Origin of the sequence: Ruegeria sp. HKCCD4884, from assembly GCF_013110855.1 — a bacterium.
Lineage (GTDB): Bacteria > Pseudomonadota > Alphaproteobacteria > Rhodobacterales > Rhodobacteraceae > Ruegeria.
Map to the genome: position 1 here is coordinate 77,618 of NZ_WVRJ01000006.1, position 18,743 is coordinate 96,360.

Genomic DNA, 18,743 nt, shown 5'->3' on the forward strand with positions numbered 1-18,743 from the left:
GCAAACAGCGAAGCGAGCAAAACAACAAATACCAAAGTTAATTTCACAGCAGCAACTCCGTTAAGTCGGAGAAATAAATATTGTTTAATTTAGCTAATAATGCTGATTCTTTCAACTTTTGATTGCGTGTCGCGAATTAAAACCAGTGTGGAGTCAGTTTGTTTCACCTAGATCGGGTTTTATTTTATAGTGTTTTCAAATGGCTAAAAAGGCATACGCTTTGCGGCAATTGGGGTCGATTTGGCAATGGGATAGATCGCCCGGGTTATTTATCCCAGGAATCAATGCATCCGCATGGTGTAAATCCTGCTGATATGGTCGTCACTTATGGAGTTGAATTGGCTTGCGCATGGCGTTCGCAATTGCCTATCAGGTCAGACCATCGAAAAATAGCAGCAAATTGGCATCGTGGCGTTTCGTTTAACCTGATTTCCCGTTTTGGAAAATCAGGGCTGATTTGCAGACCAGAAAGCGCTTTACCCCTAACAGACAGGGGCGTTGGGCTTGTTGAAATCCCGCTGGCCCACAAACAGAAGCGGCTGGGCAATGCGCCGCCACCAATTGTAAACATTTAACTCTGTTGGGCGAAGTCTTACCAAGCGGGACAAACCAGCCCATCGCTGCGTGTGCAAAACCGGACCAGGTTGCCTGCAAGAGATTAGCCCAAAGATCGCATCGCTATCTTTATAACGAGCAATAAGGAGCTTTAGGAGGGAACACCGCTGCTGTCGCAGACATTCCTTTGAGAGACGTCCACGGTCGCGAGTCAACCCGTTCTAGTACGTCTTACTCTGGCAACCCAGCTTCACGCAGGTCGTTCAGCACGCGTTCCAGATCAGAAGCGACGACATATTTTCCTTCATAATTGTGAAGAACGTCCCGCAGGGAATATTCAGGATCGAAATTGATGAGTTGCCCGACCGCTTTTCTCGCCTCGTCTCGATCGCCCCGGCAAATCTGGATAATTGCCAGCACACGATAGGCCATTGGAGGTATCTCGGACATGCCGTTCATGGTCTCGAGCGCATCGTCGCAATTTCGTGTGTGCCATTGTACCCAGGCAAGGTTCCATTTGATCCAGTCCTCATGGAGTGGGTCCAGGCGGACGACGCGAAGCATTAGTTGTTCGGCCTCTTCTGCTCGCCCGCCATAGGTCAGAGCTTCGGCAAGTGCTGCCATCGCGCTTGTGTCGTTGGGATTTAGTTCCAGTGCCTTTCGAAAGCGCGCCACCGACTTGTCCAGCGCACCTTCCTGAATATGCATGTAGGCCATCGCCGTATGCGCGTCATAATACTCCGGCGCGACCTGAACGGCTTTGCGCGCGTAGCGCCGTGCGGCATCCAGTTCAACAATCGGGTCCTCGTCCGTCCAACTCCAGCGGTATCTGTTGATATGAACAAACGTCAACCCGACATACCCGTAGGGCTGCGTCGGATCAGCCTCGATCGCAGCCAGATTGGCCAGACGCGCTTTTTCATTGCCCTCAGGGGTAAAGGAAAAGAGATGTTGACGTGCCTTCCAATTCAAAAGCAAGGCGGTCAACTTCGCTTCGTCGGACTTGATCGCTTTCTGACCTTCGAAGTTGATAACTCTTTGTGCAACGGTCGCGACTGTTTTTTGCACGATCTCGTCCTGCATTGCAAAGACATCGCCAAGGTCGCTGTTGTAGACATTTGACCAAAGGCTGCGACCTTCGACAGCATCAATCAGCTGAACGGTGACGCGCAGCTGATCGCCACTCTTTTGCTGACTGCCCTCCAGCAGGTACCGAACGCCAAGCGCACGGGATATTTGGCTGACGTCAGAGGTGCTGTCGCGAAAGCTGAAGCTCGAGTTTCGGGCGATGACGAAGAGTTCGGAATAGCGGGACAAGTCCACGATGATGCCTTCAGCGATGGCATCGCTGAGGTAGTTGGCATCTGGGCCGACGCTAAGGTCTTGAAATGCCAGAACTGCAATGGATGGCTTGGAAGGCAAGGGCAGTTCTTCTGACGCAGTGTTCCGCCCCCACCCCAGACCCCAGACTGCACCAAGGGCCAGAACCATGACGCCAATGAGGCTGAAGACAGCAAGCCTAGGCCGATCGATGCGCGTGGCCGTTCGGCTCGCGGTTTCCGGCTGAAGCTCATCAGAAGAAACGGAAGTCGGAACCAGTCTGTAGCCTTTCTTGGGAATGGTCCGGACGATCCTGTGATCGGCATCGTTCAGGGTCCTGCGGATGTCAGCGATACACTGCGAAAGGCTGTCGTCCGTAACGGCGGTCTTGGCCCAGATGTTCTCAATCAAATCGTCCTTTGAAACCGTCTCGCTCATTCGATCAATGAGGTAGGCCAGAACTTCGGAACTTTGACGACGCAGGTGAACCGGGTTCCCGCGTCTATCCAGCAACTCCCGAGTCTCGACGGAAAACACAAAGGCTCCCAACTGTACCTTTCCTGATGATTTCAGATCTTTTTCAGGTCTTTCTCCAGACATTTCAGCCGCCTCCATGGCTCCATCAGCCTGCGAAGACTCTCACCCTGAGGCAAGAAATTTCTCATGCTTCTCAATTTTTCGAAAGGAAACACCATGACATCGATTGCCAGATTCTCAGTCACCGCCGCTGCCTTGCTTTGCGCGACGACAGCCTGGTCGGCGGATTTTCAGGTCAAACGGTCCCTTGAACTCCCGTCCTCAACACCTGAGGTTTGGCATATGATCGGCGACTTCTGCGATATTGATGATTGGCACCCCAATGTATCAGCATGTTCCCTGAAGGTCATGGATGGGTCGCTGGTTCGAGTCTTGAAGATGGATACCGGCGACCAGGTGACCCAAAAGCGCATCGCGCAAGAGGAAGGCCTTTCTTATACTTACGCGACGGTCAATTCCTCTTTGCCGATCGAGAGATATACGGCAACGTTGTCGATTCAGCCCGGGGAAAAGCTGCTCATTGAGTGGATTGCGAATTTCTCCTCCGATGATCCTGCGATGGAAAACGTTGTTGTAGACGAGGTCGAAACGGGATTGTCGGCGATAGGGAGCATGGTTGCGTCGCGCTGACATTGGAGGCGCAGGCTACAAGAGGAGTCAGGCGGAAGATGACAGAATTCCGACGCCTGACATTGCCAAGTGAATTTGTTCGACCGGATGGCAATTGTGGTCTGTTTCAAGAACTGTATTGAAGGTTTGCCGAAGTCCGGAAGCGATTTGGCCCGCAGCACGAAGTCTCAGTCCGTGAATTGATCCCCTCGGCTTGCTGCGCCCTGCACGAACGGTGCCTTTTCACATTGCGGCGCGGCGCGAATTTTCATGCGGTCGCAGAAAGATTTGTGCCGCTTGTGCACAGAGCAAAAGTCCAAGGCTTTTGCATTGGGTCCGAAACAGACGTTCTACGCGCGCAGGCTCAATGTTCGCGGCTTGTTGCAACACCTTCAATCATCCCGCGGCTGCGAAACCTGCTTTGCGAGGCTAGGCTCAGCGACAACCGCACTGCGGGTCAAAGCCAGCCTTCCCCATGCCTGCATCAATGGCCGATTTTGGTGTAGTTGATTGTCCAGATCGCGGATGCAAATTGGAAAGACCTGCGCCGTGATGCCAGTGGAATAGACAGTGCGCTATTCTCAGGTGGTAATATTCACCTCGCAAGCCAAACCACCTAATCTTCTGGAAGTTCCGAGTTCCAGCTTCCCACCATAGGCCGCCAATAAATCAACAGAAATTGACAGGCCCAAACCAGTTCCCATTACAGAGGTGTCTAAGCGGCTGCCAGAACGAATGGCTTCATCTCGGGCGCTCTCCGGAATACCGGGCCCGTCATCTTCAACGCAAAGTTCGATACCGTTGTCTGTACGCCTTGCAGTAATTTGGAAAGTCGTACGGCTCCACTTAAGGGCATTGTCGAGGAGGTTTCCGATCACTTCCTCAATATCCTGAGGGTCCATGCGGACGAGAAGACCACCCTCGCAATCCGAAACAAGCGTCTTCCCGTCGCGCTCTGCCATGACCGAGAACAGTCGGGACAGTCGTTCGACCGAATTCGACAAGTCTGTCCTCGAATGCGTTAGCTCTCCAGTGTTTGTTGCGCGCATACGCGCGAGTGAACGGCCAAGTTGCGCGTCAATTCGGGCAAGGGCTTCTTCCGCAGGCTCTGTATCTACGCCAGCATCTGACAATTCCGACAGCTCGTTTCGCAGGATGGTTGCCGGTGTTTTGAGGGCATGCGCCAAATCCGCAGCTTGCTTTCTTGAGCCGGAGACAATTGCGCGATTTCGATGCAGCAATTTGTTGAGATCTTCCACAAGAGGGGAAACCTCACTCGGATAGTCTTCAGGAACCAGATCATCGCCCTGATCCCAACGATGAGCTACATCGGCGCGCAATTTTCTGAGGGGACCGACAATAGCGGACATCAACAAAAGAGAACTGGCCACTCCGATCAAACCCACCAAACCGAAGACCGGTAACAAGTTTCTTTGTGCGGCGCTGCGTTCGTTGATCAACTCGCTTCTGCTTTCGGCGACAGTTACACCCCACTCCGTCCCGTCTTCGAACGTGATCTTTTGATAGGCGCTGCGTAGGGCTTCACCATCTGGACCCGAGGTGTTCCAAATGGTTGTTTCGCCACTTGCGTGCGGTGGTTCGGCGATCGTTTCATCGAAAAGCGAGGCAGATGTATAGATAGCCCCGTTACTGTCCGTTACCTGCCAATACCGTCCCGAGTAGGGCGTGCTATAGGCCGGGTCGAAGATCAACTCGCGCAAGGTTTCTGGGTCATCCGTCGCGACGCTGAGACCAACGACAAGCTGGGTATGGCGGTCCTGCAACGCTCCGTCGAACTGATCCAGAACGCGCGTATTGATGTAGGAAAATACCACCAGCGTGCCGACGCCTACTGACAAAGCACCCGAGGCGATACCTCCGAGTAAGGCCCGTTGGCGCAGCGATAGCATCAGGTAGGATCAATCATGTAACCGCGCCCTCTGACCGTGGTGATCAGATCGGAACCCAGTTTCTTTCGAAGGCGCGTGACGAATACGGCAATGGTGTTGGAATCCCTGTCACCATCATATTCGTAGATGTGTTCGGATAATTCTGTGCGCGACACCATGCGGCCAATGTTATGCGCCAGATAGGTCAGAACCGCGATTTCTTGCGCGGTCAGATCGACCGGTATGCCGCCAACACTAACCCGACCGTTTCGTGTATCCAATGATACATCCCCCATTTCTATCACGGGGTTCAACTGGCCGCTTTGTCGCCGCAAAATTGCGCGGACCCGTGCCGCCAATTCCGGCATGTGAAACGGCTTGGTCATATAATCATCCGCACCCGCATCCAGGCCGTCGACACGTTCGCTCCAGCCATCTCTGGCTGTCAGGATCAAGACCGGAGTTTTGACGCCAGAACTACGCCATTCACGTAATACCGATATACCGTCACGCTCAGGCAGGCCGATGTCGAGGATGATCATGTCGTAAGGCTCAGTTGCCCCCAAATGCAGGGCATCCGAACCATTGTTGGCTACGTCCACGACGTGGCCTTCCGCACCCAAAAGCTTTTTGACTTGCTCGCATAGATGGGGTTCGTCTTCAGCAAGTAGGATTCGCATATCAGAAGATTACAGCCAATTCGGGCTCAGCATCACTCTATTTTTTGCCGCCGCCGTTGCCGCCACTATTACCGCCGCCGTTGCCGCCACCATTACCGCCGCCGTTGCCGCCGCCATTACCACCGGCGTTGCCGCCACCGTTACCACCGCCGTTGCCGCCGCCATTACCACCGGCGTTGCCGCCACCGTTACCACCGCCGTTGCCGCCGCCATTACCACCGGCGTTGCCGCCACCGTTACCACCGCCGTTGCCGCCACCGTTACCACCGCCGTTGCCGCCACCGTTACCACCGCCGTTGCCGCCGCCACTACCACCACCGTTGCCGCCACCATTACCACCGCCGTTACCACCCGCGTTGCCACGGTTTCCGCTGTTGCCACGGTTGGAAGACGCGTTCTGACTAGTGTTGCTATTGGCATTGGTGGAATTAGAGCGCGCGGCCTTGGAAATCTCGCGCCCGACGCTGGAGCGGTTCGAGACGACAGTGCCAGTCCTCGCGTTTACAATGATACTCACGATCTTCCCGCCCGGCTTTTTGACCAGAATGCGGTAATATATTTCGTCCGTTTTAAAAGCACGTGCGTCGACCGGGGTTCCACCGAATGTTTTTTCCACGCCTTTTATGACACGCTTCAGCCGGATTGCGCTTCCAGACAACGTTGCCTTGCGCAGCTCAGCCTGTTTGAGTTCGCGTGCGTCTGCCTCCGCCTGTCCTGCGGACATTGCGGTCAAAAAAGCCGCAACCAACAAAAACACTTTGGCCTGCATAGGTCTCTCACACTCTTTCCAAGAAGACTACATGGCCGGAGGTGAACCGATGATGAACAATCAGTTAGCGCTGCGTTCAAGCCCCCTCAAGTCAAATGCTGGTAACGAGCGGCGATTCGAATTCGCTTCGACCCGATAGAACGCGACGGCCAGCTTCAGCGAACCGCTGTCGCAACGCCTGAGGAGATTGACATGAAAACAACCACTTGCGGACTAATCAGAGCCTCCACCATTGTGATTGCTTTGCTGGGATCAACGGCCATAGTTGCCACTGTCGCAACTCCTGATTTTGCTTATGCCAAGGAAGGTAAGGGAAATGGTGGTGGAAATGGCAATGGCGGCGGTAATGGAAACGGCGGCGGTAAAGGTGGCGGCAACGGCGGCGGCAATGGCGGCGGCAATGGAAACGGCGCCAAAGGGGACAGCGGAGATAGCAGCTCGGCCGGAAACAGTAGCCGCGGGAAAGGAGCCGACAAGAACCGCAGTGGTTCAAAGGCCGGGAAATCCGGGCATGGCACTTCAAAGTCTCAGTCGGCTCAGTCCGGTCAAAGAAAAGGTGGCGGATTTTCACTGAAAGGCCTGTTCAGTGGCAAGGGGAACGCGCGCAAATCGTCGTCCACTTCGAATAAAACCACAACAACCCGAACACAAAACAACAAGACTGCCCACCGGTCCAAGACTGTCGAAGAGTCTATACGTCCAGTTACCCGCCCTAGGGGCAATCGTATTGCGGAAGAACTTGAAGCGCATCCATCTGAACTCGGCGCGCTGAATGCAGCAAACGCAAGTCCAACTGCGCTGGCCAATGCCTCTCCGAATTCCCGAGTTGGTAAAATTGCCGCTTATCGGGATACGGTGCTAGCCGGGGAACCGCTGCGTGAGGACCTGGCAGAAGCGTGGGAGGAACTTGAAGGTTTGGAACCGCCGGAGCGGACCTTAACCGAGATCGAGAATGATCTGGAAGGCGCATTGCGTGATGTTCAGGACAATCGGGACAAAGTTGAAGAGCTTGAACAGGCACTGGAAGACGCTGGCGGCATGGACCCGGACATCGAAGCTGAGCTGGAAGAGGCAAAGGCTGACCTGGATAGCTCCATTGATGCCGCCGAAGAACTGAATGACGAGAAACAAGCGGCCATCGATTACAACGATGCCGTCGAAGACGTGGAAGATCTGACAGAACGCGTCGAAGAGCAAAACCTGGCTGAACGAGAAGCCCTGGAAGCTGCGGCGAACAAGCCCGTCACGGATACAGTTGAAGAGAAAGTCAAATCGCTTTTGGACCTGTAGTCCAAAGCGCGACAAGAACGCGATCACTGTGGGATGCAGTGAAAGACGGGTCAGGCGCTTTCGGGAATTCGAAGCGCCTGACCCAAGTTGGTTGGTCCATCAACGTTGGCTCCTGAACATCGTGGTGTTGAGCAAAAAGTAATCCCGCCCCAAGCCGGGGCGGGATGTAGATTACAATTCCCTATTTTAGGACAAATATCGAGAATTGTTCGTGGGTCTGCTTACTTGCCTTCAGACGTTGCTATGCGCCTCGGATAGCCGTTTGTTTTTTATGATCTCTGTCAGTGCATTTTCGATAGGAGGGAAGCGACCATTGCTCGATTTCATCGTGGTTTGCAGACGCTCTTCAGCAGATTTACCGGAGGTCCGCATCGCAGCTGTTGTGCTGCGGTCTTCAGTCACAAAGGCAGGCTTGATCATGCTATTCCCCATGTTTCCACCAAACGAATTGCGTTTCGTTTGATTTGACCTGATTACAATGACTCAGATTGGTTGAACGCACAGAGAATACATTGTTCATGTTCTGTTAATGTTGTTCACGAAACAAAAACAAAAGAGTTTTTATTGAGTGACATTTCTATTGCACGATTCCGATTTTGTGGTTTGGAAGGTCGGTTTATGAAAACATCGTGCCAAGTGAACCACCGTTTCGTAGTAAATGACGCTGGTCGTTGCCTATGCGCTAAAGCCCGACGGAGAGGTTAGCCGCGATATGAAGCTAAGGCTGGCAAGAAAAGGAAAACGCCTAAGGAATTATGGCGTCGTTATTCATCATGCTGACCGCACAGATTGCGAGTGTGAGTATTAACGCTTAACCTCATAAGCTTAGACAAGTTGTCGATACATACACAAAAATGCAGTCATTTCTTATGAAATCTAAATCCGGAAATAGCGCACCGCGATTGGCCAAGATATCAGTTCCACTCGTGCCGCGTGACCAAGCCAAACGATACCGGTTTGGGAATTACATTTGCGATGCGCATGTTCGTATCAACAATCCTAGCTGATATAGCTTGGGGAGAAACGGCTAATATGTGCTTGCCGGAGATTTTTTGCCAGGTGGGCAGAGAGACATACGAGCTTTTTGTGATACTGCGGTCTGTCACTAAAGTTGCAAGTGCCCTTAGCTTAAAGGGCACTCGAGTCACCAGCCATTTTCTCTTTGCCGTGCACCTTTTCCCTGAACCGCTGCGCAATGATGTAGAGGGACGGGATAACAAATATACCGACAAGGGCGGCGGTGATCATCCCTCCGAAAACCGGTGTACCGACGCCGCGACGGGCGAGCATCGAGGCTCCATCTGCCACCACAAGCGGATATAGCCCCGCGATGAAGGCAAAGCTGGTCATCATGACCGCACGGAAACGCGCGCGGGCACCCTGAATGGCAGCATCCACTGCGCTCAGACCTGTCCGATAACGGTCCATTGCAAATTCAACGATCAAAATTGCGTTCTTTGCAGCAAGCGCAATCAGAACAACCAGTCCGATTTGGGCATAAAGGTTGTTCTGGAGACCCAGCAACAACAGCGCGCCCAATGCGCCGCAGACCGCAAAGGTGACTGAGAACAGAACCGCAAGCGGTATCGTCCAGCTCTCGTACAGCGCGACAAGAAAGAGGTAGGCAAACAGCAATGCAAGCCCCAGAACGATGGGTGTTTTCCCGGCTGCCTCAATCTCTTGCTGCGCTGTGCCTGTCCAATCGTAACTATACCCCTCGGGCAGGGTTTTGGCGGCAATTTCCTCCATCGCGGCGATGGCCTCGCCCGTTGACGTACCAGGTGCTGGCCCGCCGTTGATGGTGACAGCCTGAAAGTTGTTGTAACGGGTCACCATTTGCGGACCCAATACAAGGTCTACATCGGCTACGGCGCGTACAGGTACCATATCTCCGTCGCTGTTTCGTACATGAATGCGGGCAATATCCCCGACATTCGCCCGATATTTCTCGTCAGCTTGCAGATTGACCTGCCACGTCCGGCCAAAGAGGTTCATGTCGTTCACATGATATCCGCCCAACGTAACCTGCAAGGCCCGGAACAGGTCATCCACATCCACACCAAGTGTCTGTAGCTTTTTACGATCGAGGTCGAGGTTCAGCTTTGGCGATTGTGCAGAGAATGTCGTGTAGACACCTGCCAATCGGGGGTCTGCGTTGGCGGTTGTGACCAGTCCCGTAGCCGCCGCGCTGAGATCCTGAACGCTGCCACCATGCAGGTCCAGAAGCTCGAATTCAAACCCGGCACCCGTACCAAGGCCAAGGATCGGCGGCAGGTTGAACGGAAAGGCGATGGCGTCTTCCAAACCAGCAAATTCACGCCGAACATGTCTGATCGAGGCTTTGACGGACAAAGCAGGATCAGTGCGGTCTTCGAACGGTTGCATGATTGCAATGCCAAATCCGCTGTTCGATTTGTTCAGGCCATCAACAAAGCTAAAGCCCGTGACCGTCATGACATCCTGCACCCCGGGCGCCGCTTTCATGATGGTTTCGACGTCTTCCATCACTTTGGTTGTACGGTTGATCGAAGACCCTTCGGGTAGCGCCACCTCAACAAAATAGGCCCCTTGGTCTTCGACCGGCAGAAAGCCTGAAGGTGCGGTTTTGAACAGCCAGCCTGCGCCGAAAAGGGCAAAGCCAAGCAGCAGCACAGCCAGAATTGCGCGACGGGCCAGAATTGTGACCACATAAGCATACCCGTCGCGCGCGTTGTCGATGCGGCGCGAGATCCAGGCGAGCGGGCCACGTTTGGGGCCGCTTTCCCGACGCAACAGTACTGCACACAAGGCGGGGCTCAGCGTCAGGGCGTTCAGTGCAGATATCAGCATCGAGAATGATACGGCAACCGCGAATTGCTGAAACATCGTTCCCGTAATGCCGGGTATGAAGGCAACGGGTACAAACACCGACAGCAGTACACAGGTTATCGCCAGAATAGGGGCGGTAATCTGTTTCATGGCTTCGCCGGTGGCGTCGGCCACGGACATCTCGGGGTTTTCACCCATAACCTTTTCGACGTTTTCGATCACGACGATCGCATCGTCTACAACGATGCCGATCGCAAGCACCAGCGCCAACAGTGAAACTGTATTGAGCGAGAACCCAAGTGCCAGAATGAATGCCAGGGCACCCACAAGCGAAACCGGTACGGCGATAAGCGGGATCAGGGCCATCCTCAGGCTGCCCAAAAACAAAAAGACAACGATAACGACCAGGCCAAACGCCTGTATCAGTGTTTTCACAACTTCATCGATACTCGCCCGGACAAAGGTAACCGAATTGTAGGGAACGCTCCATTTGACCCCATCGGGGAAGGCGCTTTGCAGCCCTGTCAGCGCATCGTTGATGCCCTTTGAAGTGTCCAAGGCATTTGCCCCCGGCTCAAGGTAGACACCGATCATCGCTGCTGGTTTGTTGTCAAAGGAGGCAAAGGAATCCCGTGTTTTTGCGCCAAGCTCGACCCGTGCGATATCGCTGACAAGAACGAAGGAACCGTCTGGAAGGGCGCGCACGACAACATTCTCGAATTCATCAATGCTGCTCAATCGACCCTGAGTCTGGATATTCAGCTGAAAGGTCGGATCATTTGCCATAGGCTGCGCGCCGACACGTCCCACCGCGGCCTGAACATTCTGGGCATCAAGCGCCGCGATCACATCGTCAACCGTCACGGAAAGACTGGTCATTTTGTCGATGTCGAGCCAGATCCGCATCGAATAATCCAACGCCCCGAAGAGGGTGGCATCCCCCACGCCGGGTGACCTTTTGATGCTGTCGAGCACGTTGATTGTCGCGAAATTCGATAGGAAAAGATCGTCATTCTTCGGATCGTCCGACGTTATGGCGACGACCTGCAGCAACGCCGACGACTTCTTTTTGGTGTTAACACCTGCGCGTGTTACTTCTTCGGGCAATGCGGACATCGCCAAACTGACACGGTTCTGCACGTTGACCGCGTTGATATCGGGGTCGGTCCCAGGCTCGAATGTGACTTGCAGGTTATAGCTGCCATCCGCACCGCTTGTGGATTTCATATAGAGCATGTCGCTGACGCCGATCACCTGTTCTTCGATGATCTGCGCAACCGTTGACTCGACAACTTCGGCTCCGGCTCCGGGGTAACTGGTTGTCACCTGAACCTGAGGCGGAACAATGTCGGGGAGTTGTTCTACCGGCAGCTGCGTAATTGAAATCAGACCAGCCATCGTAATCACGACCGAAATGACGATTGCAAACCGGGGGCGGCGGATAAACAGTTGTGAGATCATGAGATCAGTTTCCACCAGCCGTTGATGAGGTGTCTTTGGGCGTCGAAACACTCACCTCGACACCGGCGTGGACCTTCTGCAGCCCATCGGTGATGACCTGATCACCGTCGCTTAGACCACTTGAAACGACAGCTTCGGTCCCTTCGACCCGATCCAGTTGAATTTGCGTTTTCTTGGCTTTTGCGTCGCTTCCGACCGTGAACACAAAGTAACCAGACTGATCTTTTTGCAAGGCTTTGGCAGGGATCACCAGCGATTTTTCCTGTGAAGGATCGGTAACGACGACCCGCACCAGCTGGTTATCTATCAGTGCCCCATCCGGATTTGGAAAAGACCCACGGACCAGAACAGAATCCGTTCCAGACTGCACCTCGGAATCAATCACGTCGATGCTGCCCGTTTGTCCGTAGGTCGTGCCATCGGCAAGAACGAGCTGCAGGCTCAGAGGTTCGGAGGCCGACGCTTTGGCGCGGCGCGAGCGAAATTCAAGCAATTCCGCTTCGGTCACCGGAAAGGTTACATGAATGGGGTCGACACTGGACAGTGACAGCAGTGCTCCGCCTTCGGGGCTGACAAATGCTCCAACGGAAAGTTCTGTCAGTCCTACTCGGCCGTCAAAGGGTGCAGCTATCTTGGTGTAAGACAGGTTAAGCTGAGCGTTCTGCAGGCTGCCTTGCAATTCAAGAATTTGCCCGTCCGCCTGGCCTTGCTGCGCCTCTGCTTTCTGAACGACCGCTTGCGGTGTGTCACCTTTGGCAAAGAGCTTTTGTTGCCGATCAAGCTCGATATCGGCAAGCTTTTTTGCCGCTTGTGCAGCTTGGATCTGACCCTGAATTTCTGTGACGGCTGCCTTGTAAGAATCCGGTTCGATCTCGATCAGGACATCCGCTGCTTTGACGGCTGAGCCGTCCTTGAAATTGATGGATTTCACAAACCCTGGCACCCGCGCAATCAGGTCGACACGATTCACCGCTTCGACCCGGCCAGTGAAGATCTCGGTCAGTGATACAGGTTTCAATTGTGCCGCCGTCACAGAAACTTTGGGCTTCGTTTGGCTGTCCTGCGCAATCACATGAGAGGGATACAGACCGATGTGTAGAATCGTTGCGGCGGTTAACAGCCTTAATAACATGGATCATCCTATAGAAGAGTTGCGTCTGTGGGCTCGTTGAAGCCACGGTAACGAAATGCAGTAGAAAATCCAGCAATTGAAACAAAGCATTTTTCCTCGCAACTCAATCGCTTGGATGCCTTTACCAATTAAGCAAAGTGGCTGGGTTTCAAATTACTTTTGCTCATATGTCGAGAACGTTGAGCAACCTATGAGTTCAACAGGTCTTTGATCCTGCGGGTGTTGATCAAGTATTCTCTGAAGAGATTTACGAGAGCGCAGGTAAACCTTTGAGCATTTCCACGGCATGAAAGCCTGAAACAAGATGCCTCAACCAGATTGGTTTTTTTGATTTCAATCAGTTATATTTGAATATGATCACTTGAAGGTGGGGTGGGACGGGTGAACAGTTCTATTTCTGACGAGGCGATGGCGAGGCTCCCATTTTGGGTGACACCCCCGGGGGAGACAGACGGTTTTTTTATCGTTGTTGGGTTGGTTCTCGTCATGGTGCTGCTGGGATTTGGTGCACTCTACTTCACTGTGCAGGCCATTCCTGATCGCATGGCCGCCGGTGCTCACAAGGTACAAATGCAGTTGGTCGGCGTGCTTGGGTTGATCTCTCTCTTCACCCTAAACAACGCCTTTTGGATCGCGGCAATTCTGATCGCTGCCGTGCCGTTGCATGAAGTCTTTCCACTTAAGGCCGAAGTAGACGTCTCGGAGAGCGACGATGCTTGAGTTAGTCTTCTCTGCGCTGATCACAATCGTGCCTGACTATTTGTATCGCCGCTACAAACAGGGCAAGCGGTGGGGCCACGAAATAACTCTGTTCAACGTCTGGTATGAATTGCGGTGGGGTTTGACCGCCTGTGCAATACTGGCTGTGACGCTGATCACGGTGATCTTCTATTTCCATCCCTCAACGCGAAATGTCTCTGCTGCGTTTCGCACGGTTACCATTCTGTCGGATCGCGCGGGCCGGGTCGCGGAAGTCTACGTTGCCAATAATGACGACGTGAATGCTGGTGAGGCCATTTTCCGACTGGACACCACACGGCAGGAGGCAGCAGCGGAAACGGCTCAGCGTCGCATCGAAGAGATCGAGGCGGCTTTGGGTCTGATCGCAACAGAAGTCGCGAGCGCCACCGCTCGGGTTGAGGCGACGGAGGCAGATCTTGCTCAGGCCACGAGCGATTTGGGCCGACGTTTGGAGCTTGCGGAGCGAAACAACGCCGTTGTTAGTGAGCAGGAACTAGAACGTTTGCAAACAGCAGTATCCGGTGCGGAAAGTCAGCGCATGTCCGCTATTGCCGCGCTGGATGGCGCCAAATTGCGTCAGACCACTCTTCTGCCTGCCCAGCTTGAAACTGCACGCGCGGTTTTGAGAGAGGCCGAGAACGAGATATCAAAATCCACCGTATTTGCCGAGGTGGACGGAACGGTAACGCAGTTTCTCCTAAAGCCCGGTGACATCGTTAATCCAATTCTACGCCCTGCCGGGATTTTGGTGCCTGAGGTCACGGGGCAGGGGCGTTTTATCGCGGCTTTTGGTCAGATTTCTGCTAGTGTGCTAAAGCCGGGTATGCTGGTGGAAATTACCTGTGCGTCTAAACCGTTAACAATAGTCCCAATGGTTGTGGACGACGTGCAGGCCGCGATTGCTGCAGGGCAATTCCGACCGGGGGATGCATTGCTGGATCAGCAGGATCGAGCGCGACCTGGTACAGTTACAGCGTTCCTAGCACCTATTTTCCCAAAGCATCTTGAGAGCATCCCGCCCGGTAGTGCGTGCGTTGGAGTTGCTTATACGAGCCGAGCAAAGGAAATCGACGCCGGTGAGATCACCGGCCTGTCTGCTTTCATCGCAAGGATTGTGGATGGCATGGGTATAGCAAATGCAATTGTCTTGCGTGCACAGGCCATTCTGCTCCCTGTGAATACATTGGTATTCAACTAAGCCCTGAAAGGCGGAGAGGTAGAGTTTCGCTATGGGTTGCGACGCCATCTATATTTGCACGTTTATTTCGGTTTTCATTTACGACCTAATCTATCTGTCACCGATACTTGTTTTTTTATTGGTGCTGGTTTGCATGCTAGGGGTATCGATTGGTCGGATCGAAGGCTGGTCCACGGGATCGAGCCTCTACCATGCCTTCATTAACGCAACTACGGTTGGCTACGGTGACATAAAGCCGGAAAAGCCCGCGAGCCGGGCTTTGGCCGTTGTGAACGCATTTGTTGGGCTGATCTTTGTCGGAATTATTGTCGGCATAGGAGTCCATGCCGTTGAGACCGCGATGACAGCTGAGTTCTAACTTAAAAAGCTGAATCAGTCAGTTGAGATTGCTCAACCGTGGATTGCCGTTAGCCTAAGGTAGCGAGAAGCTACAGTCTTCTACTGGTGCGGCAGATTGCGGCTGGCTTGCATTTGCTGAACTTCGTCGGGCCAAGTGGAGCGTATGTAGGCCAGCACGTCCCATATGTCTTCGTCAGTCAGGGTGCTTTCAAAGCCGGGCATGCCACTGTTAAAGTCTTTAACACCGCGTGCTGCCAACGCGTCTGCCCCACTTAGTTTGGTATACTCGAACAGCAGCTGATTATCATGGTGCCATGTGTGCCCTGTCACGTCATGTGGTGGAGCAGGCAACACTCCGTAATCGTCGGGTGTCTGCCAGTTGGGTTGGCCTTCCAGATTAACTCCATGGCATGAGGCGCAGTGCTCTGCATAGAGTTCCTGCCCATTCGCAAGGTCTCTATCTAACAACTCATGGTCTGCAGCGACGCTGATACCAATGCAGCATATAGCAAGTGCGGAAAGGTGTTTTTCATCTCTGCCTACCTTAACTCGGAAGCGTTAGTACGCTCGTGAGTGTGGCTGTTGTCGCCAAAACCACTAATACGACTATTGCCTCACCCTCGATAGATCGGGCGAGGTGTCGCGCTGCTTTAGCATCTCCGCTTTGCATGGACGGAACAAATCGGAGCTTGTTCGCTGCGGCGAGGGTCAACAACAGCCCCACCAGCAACACTTTGAACAACAGTGCCTGCCCGTAGCCAGTGAACAAGAGCCCTTGGAGATTGCCAACAAGCAACCAAGCCATCCAGAGACCTGCCACGATCAAAGTCGGAACAATCAATGCAGCAGCTTGCCCAAACCTGTGCCCCAGTTCAGCAGCATCAGTCAGATGTTCAGGCATGAGAGCCAAACTCCGCAGCGGGCTAAATATGCCCACCCAGAAGGCTACACATAGCAGGTGCAATAGCAGCAAGAGCTGGATGCCGACACTCTCTAGCTCGGGTATCCCTTGCAGCCTTCCCAAGGCTTTGTTGACTGTACTTACTGATAGCGTTGGTAGACCGTGATCTTTTGCTGCTTGTACGGCTTCCCTAGGCGTTAGGCCAATCGTTTGCGGTAGTTTATTCCTGTTGCTTGGAAGCTCAATCAGGACATTCTTAAAGTCGCGTGCGTCTGTTTTCCTGTAGTCTAGAACCGGACGGTCGCCTTGCAATTCTATGAAGAGGTCTATCCAAGCTTGATAGTCGTTCAGCAGCTTGGCTGACCATTGACCTGTCTGTTCCGCCTCAGCTTTTCTCTCGGCAAACAGAACGGACAGGAGCGGGCTAGAAAGCGCCTGTGGGGGTTTCTTTGAAATTGTGACTGGGGCACTGCTGGGACTGGCGTGAGCGCATTCTGCGGCGCTTACAACCGCACTGGGCTTCGTGCTAAAATCGTATTTCTCAAAGGTCTTATCGTGTTCTAACATGGCTTTGTGGAAGCCAATCCAAGCCTTCCGAATTTCATCAAGGATGACCCAAGCATTTTCTCTAGTCTGTTTCTGGGGCACGCCAGTCGCGTTGCAGAAAGATCGGAACTGCTTAGCAACTTCATCCTTGCCCACTAAGTCCCAGTAGTCTTCGTTGTCCATCTCATAGAGTTGGATGGTGTCGTCTATGCGCTCTTTCTCAAGCTCGGTATAGGGGCCGAGTTCCTCCCTGCGCGCCTTTGCCCGTTCCAATACTCTCTTGAAATGCCCGTGCACCTTTGTGCGTAGTTCGCCGTAGTTCATGCCCGATCGTTCTATGTGCTTTGTTATTGTGTCGCCGCACACTGCAAGACGCCGTGCGAGAGTGCCAGCCTCTTTAGGGCATCTCGTTCGCAAAGACACCCGTATGGTCCCGCGTGTGGTGCTTGGTCTAGTGTGGGGTTTTGGTCTTGTGTCGGGTATTGGCCAACGGAAGTAATATATGCCGTGTCTGGACAGCGAGAGATACGCATGCAGCTTCATTTTGTGTCACACCTGTGTGTCACACCGCTCTAATGCTTGCTATCTAGTTGTATTGTTAGGTTTTGGTGGAGCCTAGGGGAGTCGAACCCCTGACCTCTTGCATGCCATGCAAGCGCTCTCCCAACTGAGCTAAGGCCCCATCATGGTACCGTCGATGCGGTGAGCGGACGTTTAGGAGACAGTGACGGCGAGTGCAAGTCAAAAATGGAAATCCCGGCAACTTTCCGTTCAGACACAAAGTCGAATGAAAAAGGCGACCCGCGGGTCGCCTTTTGCTTGATCAGCTGTCTTCGTCCGACGACATGTCGGTGATGTCGTCCAAAGATACATCATCGTTATTGTCATCATCATCGTCCAGCAGATCGTCATCCAGTTCGACATCGACATTGTCGTCATCGTCCAGAACCAGATCTTCTTCCGACGCGTTTTCACGCGCTTTGACCGAAGCTGCATCTTCTGAATCCGCCGCGATCATGCGGCTTTTGGATGTTTCAAGCTCCACGATCTCGCCAGTGTAGGGGCTGATGATCGGGTCCTTGTTTAGGTCGTAGAACCGCTTACCGGTTGTCGGGCAAACGCGCTTTACGCCCCATTCTTCCTTGGGCATGTCAATTCCCCTTGATATCAGGTGAGTCGTCTAAATGATTCAGTCCACGTGCCACAGCTGGCGGGTACTGTCAAAGTCTTTGCGCAGGAGGTGTCGCGATATGGGAGAGCACGCATTGCCAGGGACGCCGCCGGTACCATTGAGGCTGCGCAAATCGGCCCGGGCGCGGCGTATCAGTTTACGTATTTCCCAACTGGATGGGCGGGTTACGTTGACCTATCCGATCGGAGTACCTGAAACCGAAGCCCTGAATTTTGCACGCACCAAGGAAGAGTGGATCCGTCAGCATCTGCAGGATCGACCGGATATGGCCCGGGTTCAGTTTGGGCAAACGATCCCAATTGAAGGCATTGATCGGCGAATCGTTCCGGCAACTGGTCGTCGCGTTTTGCTTCAGGCACATGAAGTCGCGGTTCCGGAAGGTTCCGAAGCGCGGCGATTGGCCCGGTTTCTCAAGGAGCTGGCCCGTGACCGTTTGTCTGGTGCGTGTGATGACTATGCTGCGATGCTAGGACGCCCGTATACAACGCTCAGCCTGCGCGACACGCGGTCCCGCTGGGGATCCTGCAGCTCGCACGGTGGCTTGATGTTCTCGTGGCGTCTTGTACTGGCACCGCCTGAAGTGTTGCATTACGTGGCGGCCCATGAAGTGGCGCATCTGGCTGAAATGAACCATTCGCGCGCGTTTTGGGAACAGGTCGAGAAGATCTTTGGCCCGTATCAGAAACCCCGCCGCTGGTTGCGCGATAATGGGGCCGAATTGCATCGCTACAGGTTTGACGCTGATCCGAGTTGACCTTGCGCCATTTTGTGATCAC

The 18,743-nt window shown here is 53.6% G+C and carries 17 protein-coding genes and 1 tRNA gene; 7 read left to right on the forward strand and 11 right to left on the reverse strand.

Translation table 11 applies throughout. From position 1 onward, the window contains the following. Positions 1–158: 158 nt before the first annotated feature. Entirely contained in the window at positions 159–575 is a 417-nt protein-coding gene (locus tag GS636_RS10620; RefSeq protein WP_171669439.1) for a hypothetical protein, read from the forward strand. A 211-nt stretch (positions 576–786) separates the two neighbouring features. Here the strand turns inward: GS636_RS10620 and GS636_RS10625 are convergent, their stop codons facing one another. Continuing rightward, positions 787–2,475 carry a winged helix-turn-helix domain-containing tetratricopeptide repeat protein gene (locus GS636_RS10625; protein ID WP_171669440.1) on the reverse strand — a complete coding sequence of 563 codons (1,689 nt, stop codon included), beginning with the start codon at positions 2,473–2,475 and terminating at the stop codon, positions 787–789. A 93-nt stretch (positions 2,476–2,568) separates the two neighbouring features. Here GS636_RS10625 and GS636_RS10630 point away from each other — a divergent pair, with 93 nt between their 5' ends. After that, complete coding sequence (locus tag GS636_RS10630; protein ID WP_171669441.1) at positions 2,569–3,042, forward strand: SRPBCC family protein; 474 nt, start codon at positions 2,569–2,571, stop codon at positions 3,040–3,042. A gap of 560 nt (positions 3,043–3,602) precedes the next feature. Here the strand turns inward: GS636_RS10630 and GS636_RS10635 are convergent. The 3 genes from GS636_RS10635 to GS636_RS22585 are packed head-to-tail and all read right to left on the reverse strand — an operon-like array spanning position 3,603 to position 6,359. After that, positions 3,603–4,931: a HAMP domain-containing sensor histidine kinase gene (locus GS636_RS10635; protein ID WP_171669442.1), complete on the reverse strand. Its 1,329-nt coding sequence runs from the start codon at positions 4,929–4,931 to the stop codon at positions 3,603–3,605. Next, positions 4,931–5,590: a response regulator transcription factor gene (locus GS636_RS10640; RefSeq protein ID WP_171669443.1), complete on the reverse strand. Its 660-nt coding sequence runs from the start codon at positions 5,588–5,590 to the stop codon at positions 4,931–4,933. The genes GS636_RS10635 and GS636_RS10640 overlap by 1 nt, the downstream gene beginning before the upstream one ends. Before the next feature lie 37 nt (positions 5,591–5,627). After that, positions 5,628–6,359 (reverse strand): PepSY domain-containing protein, encoded by a 732-nt coding sequence (locus GS636_RS22585; RefSeq protein WP_216602877.1) that lies wholly within the window; start codon positions 6,357–6,359, stop codon positions 5,628–5,630. A gap of 192 nt (positions 6,360–6,551) precedes the next feature. Between GS636_RS22585 and GS636_RS10650 the strand changes: the two genes are divergently transcribed. Next, positions 6,552–7,649, forward strand: coding sequence for a hypothetical protein (locus tag GS636_RS10650; RefSeq protein ID WP_171669395.1), 1,098 nt, complete (start codon positions 6,552–6,554; stop codon positions 7,647–7,649). Between the two features lie 231 nt (positions 7,650–7,880). On the opposite strand, the gene GS636_RS10655 is transcribed toward GS636_RS10650, so the two are convergent. From GS636_RS10655 to GS636_RS10665, 3 genes are all read right to left on the reverse strand, one after another. Continuing rightward, positions 7,881–8,069 carry a hypothetical protein gene (locus GS636_RS10655; protein ID WP_171186508.1) on the reverse strand — a complete coding sequence of 63 codons (189 nt, stop codon included), beginning with the start codon at positions 8,067–8,069 and terminating at the stop codon, positions 7,881–7,883. A gap of 708 nt (positions 8,070–8,777) precedes the next feature. Next, a complete protein-coding gene (locus tag GS636_RS10660; RefSeq protein WP_171669444.1) occupies positions 8,778–11,918 on the reverse strand; it encodes an efflux RND transporter permease subunit in 3,141 nt (1,046 codons plus the stop codon). Positions 11,919–11,922: 4 nt separating this feature from the next. Next, complete coding sequence (locus GS636_RS10665) at positions 11,923–13,050, reverse strand: efflux RND transporter periplasmic adaptor subunit (protein WP_171669445.1); 1,128 nt, start codon at positions 13,048–13,050, stop codon at positions 11,923–11,925. 381 nt (positions 13,051–13,431) lie between these two features. Between GS636_RS10665 and GS636_RS10670 the strand changes: the two genes are divergently transcribed. Genes GS636_RS10670 through GS636_RS10680 form a run of 3 tightly spaced genes read left to right on the forward strand, consistent with a single transcriptional unit; the run spans position 13,432 to position 15,347 of the window. After that, positions 13,432–13,770, forward strand: a complete 339-nt coding sequence (locus GS636_RS10670) for a hypothetical protein (protein ID WP_171669446.1) — start codon at positions 13,432–13,434, stop codon at positions 13,768–13,770. Continuing rightward, positions 13,763–14,989, forward strand: coding sequence for an HlyD family secretion protein (locus GS636_RS10675; protein WP_171669447.1), 1,227 nt, complete (start codon positions 13,763–13,765; stop codon positions 14,987–14,989). Before GS636_RS10670 ends, GS636_RS10675 begins: the two co-directional genes overlap by 8 nt. A 31-nt stretch (positions 14,990–15,020) precedes the next feature. Continuing rightward, positions 15,021–15,347: a potassium channel family protein gene (locus tag GS636_RS10680; RefSeq protein WP_256369064.1), complete on the forward strand. Its 327-nt coding sequence runs from the start codon at positions 15,021–15,023 to the stop codon at positions 15,345–15,347. 80 nt (positions 15,348–15,427) lie between these two features. Here GS636_RS10680 and GS636_RS10685 read toward each other — a convergent pair whose 3' ends face one another. From GS636_RS10685 to GS636_RS10700, 4 genes are all read right to left on the reverse strand, one after another. After that, the gene (locus GS636_RS10685; RefSeq protein WP_171669565.1) at positions 15,428–15,835 is read right to left on the reverse strand and encodes a c-type cytochrome; all 408 of its coding nucleotides are present in this window, start codon (positions 15,833–15,835) and stop codon (positions 15,428–15,430) included. Positions 15,836–15,872: 37 nt separating this feature from the next. Beyond that, positions 15,873–17,099, reverse strand: coding sequence for a copper resistance D family protein (locus GS636_RS10690; protein WP_253762735.1), 1,227 nt, complete (start codon positions 17,097–17,099; stop codon positions 15,873–15,875). Positions 17,100–17,381: 282 nt separating this feature from the next. Continuing rightward, a tRNA-Ala gene (locus GS636_RS10695) sits at positions 17,382–17,457 on the reverse strand. Between the two features lie 141 nt (positions 17,458–17,598). Further along, the gene (locus GS636_RS10700) at positions 17,599–17,925 is read right to left on the reverse strand and encodes a TIGR02300 family protein (protein WP_171091794.1); all 327 of its coding nucleotides are present in this window, start codon (positions 17,923–17,925) and stop codon (positions 17,599–17,601) included. A 100-nt stretch (positions 17,926–18,025) separates the two neighbouring features. Here GS636_RS10700 and GS636_RS10705 point away from each other — a divergent pair, with 100 nt between their 5' ends. Further along, positions 18,026–18,721: a M48 family metallopeptidase gene (locus tag GS636_RS10705; RefSeq protein ID WP_253762737.1), complete on the forward strand. Its 696-nt coding sequence runs from the start codon at positions 18,026–18,028 to the stop codon at positions 18,719–18,721. Positions 18,722–18,743: the final 22 nt, after the last annotated feature.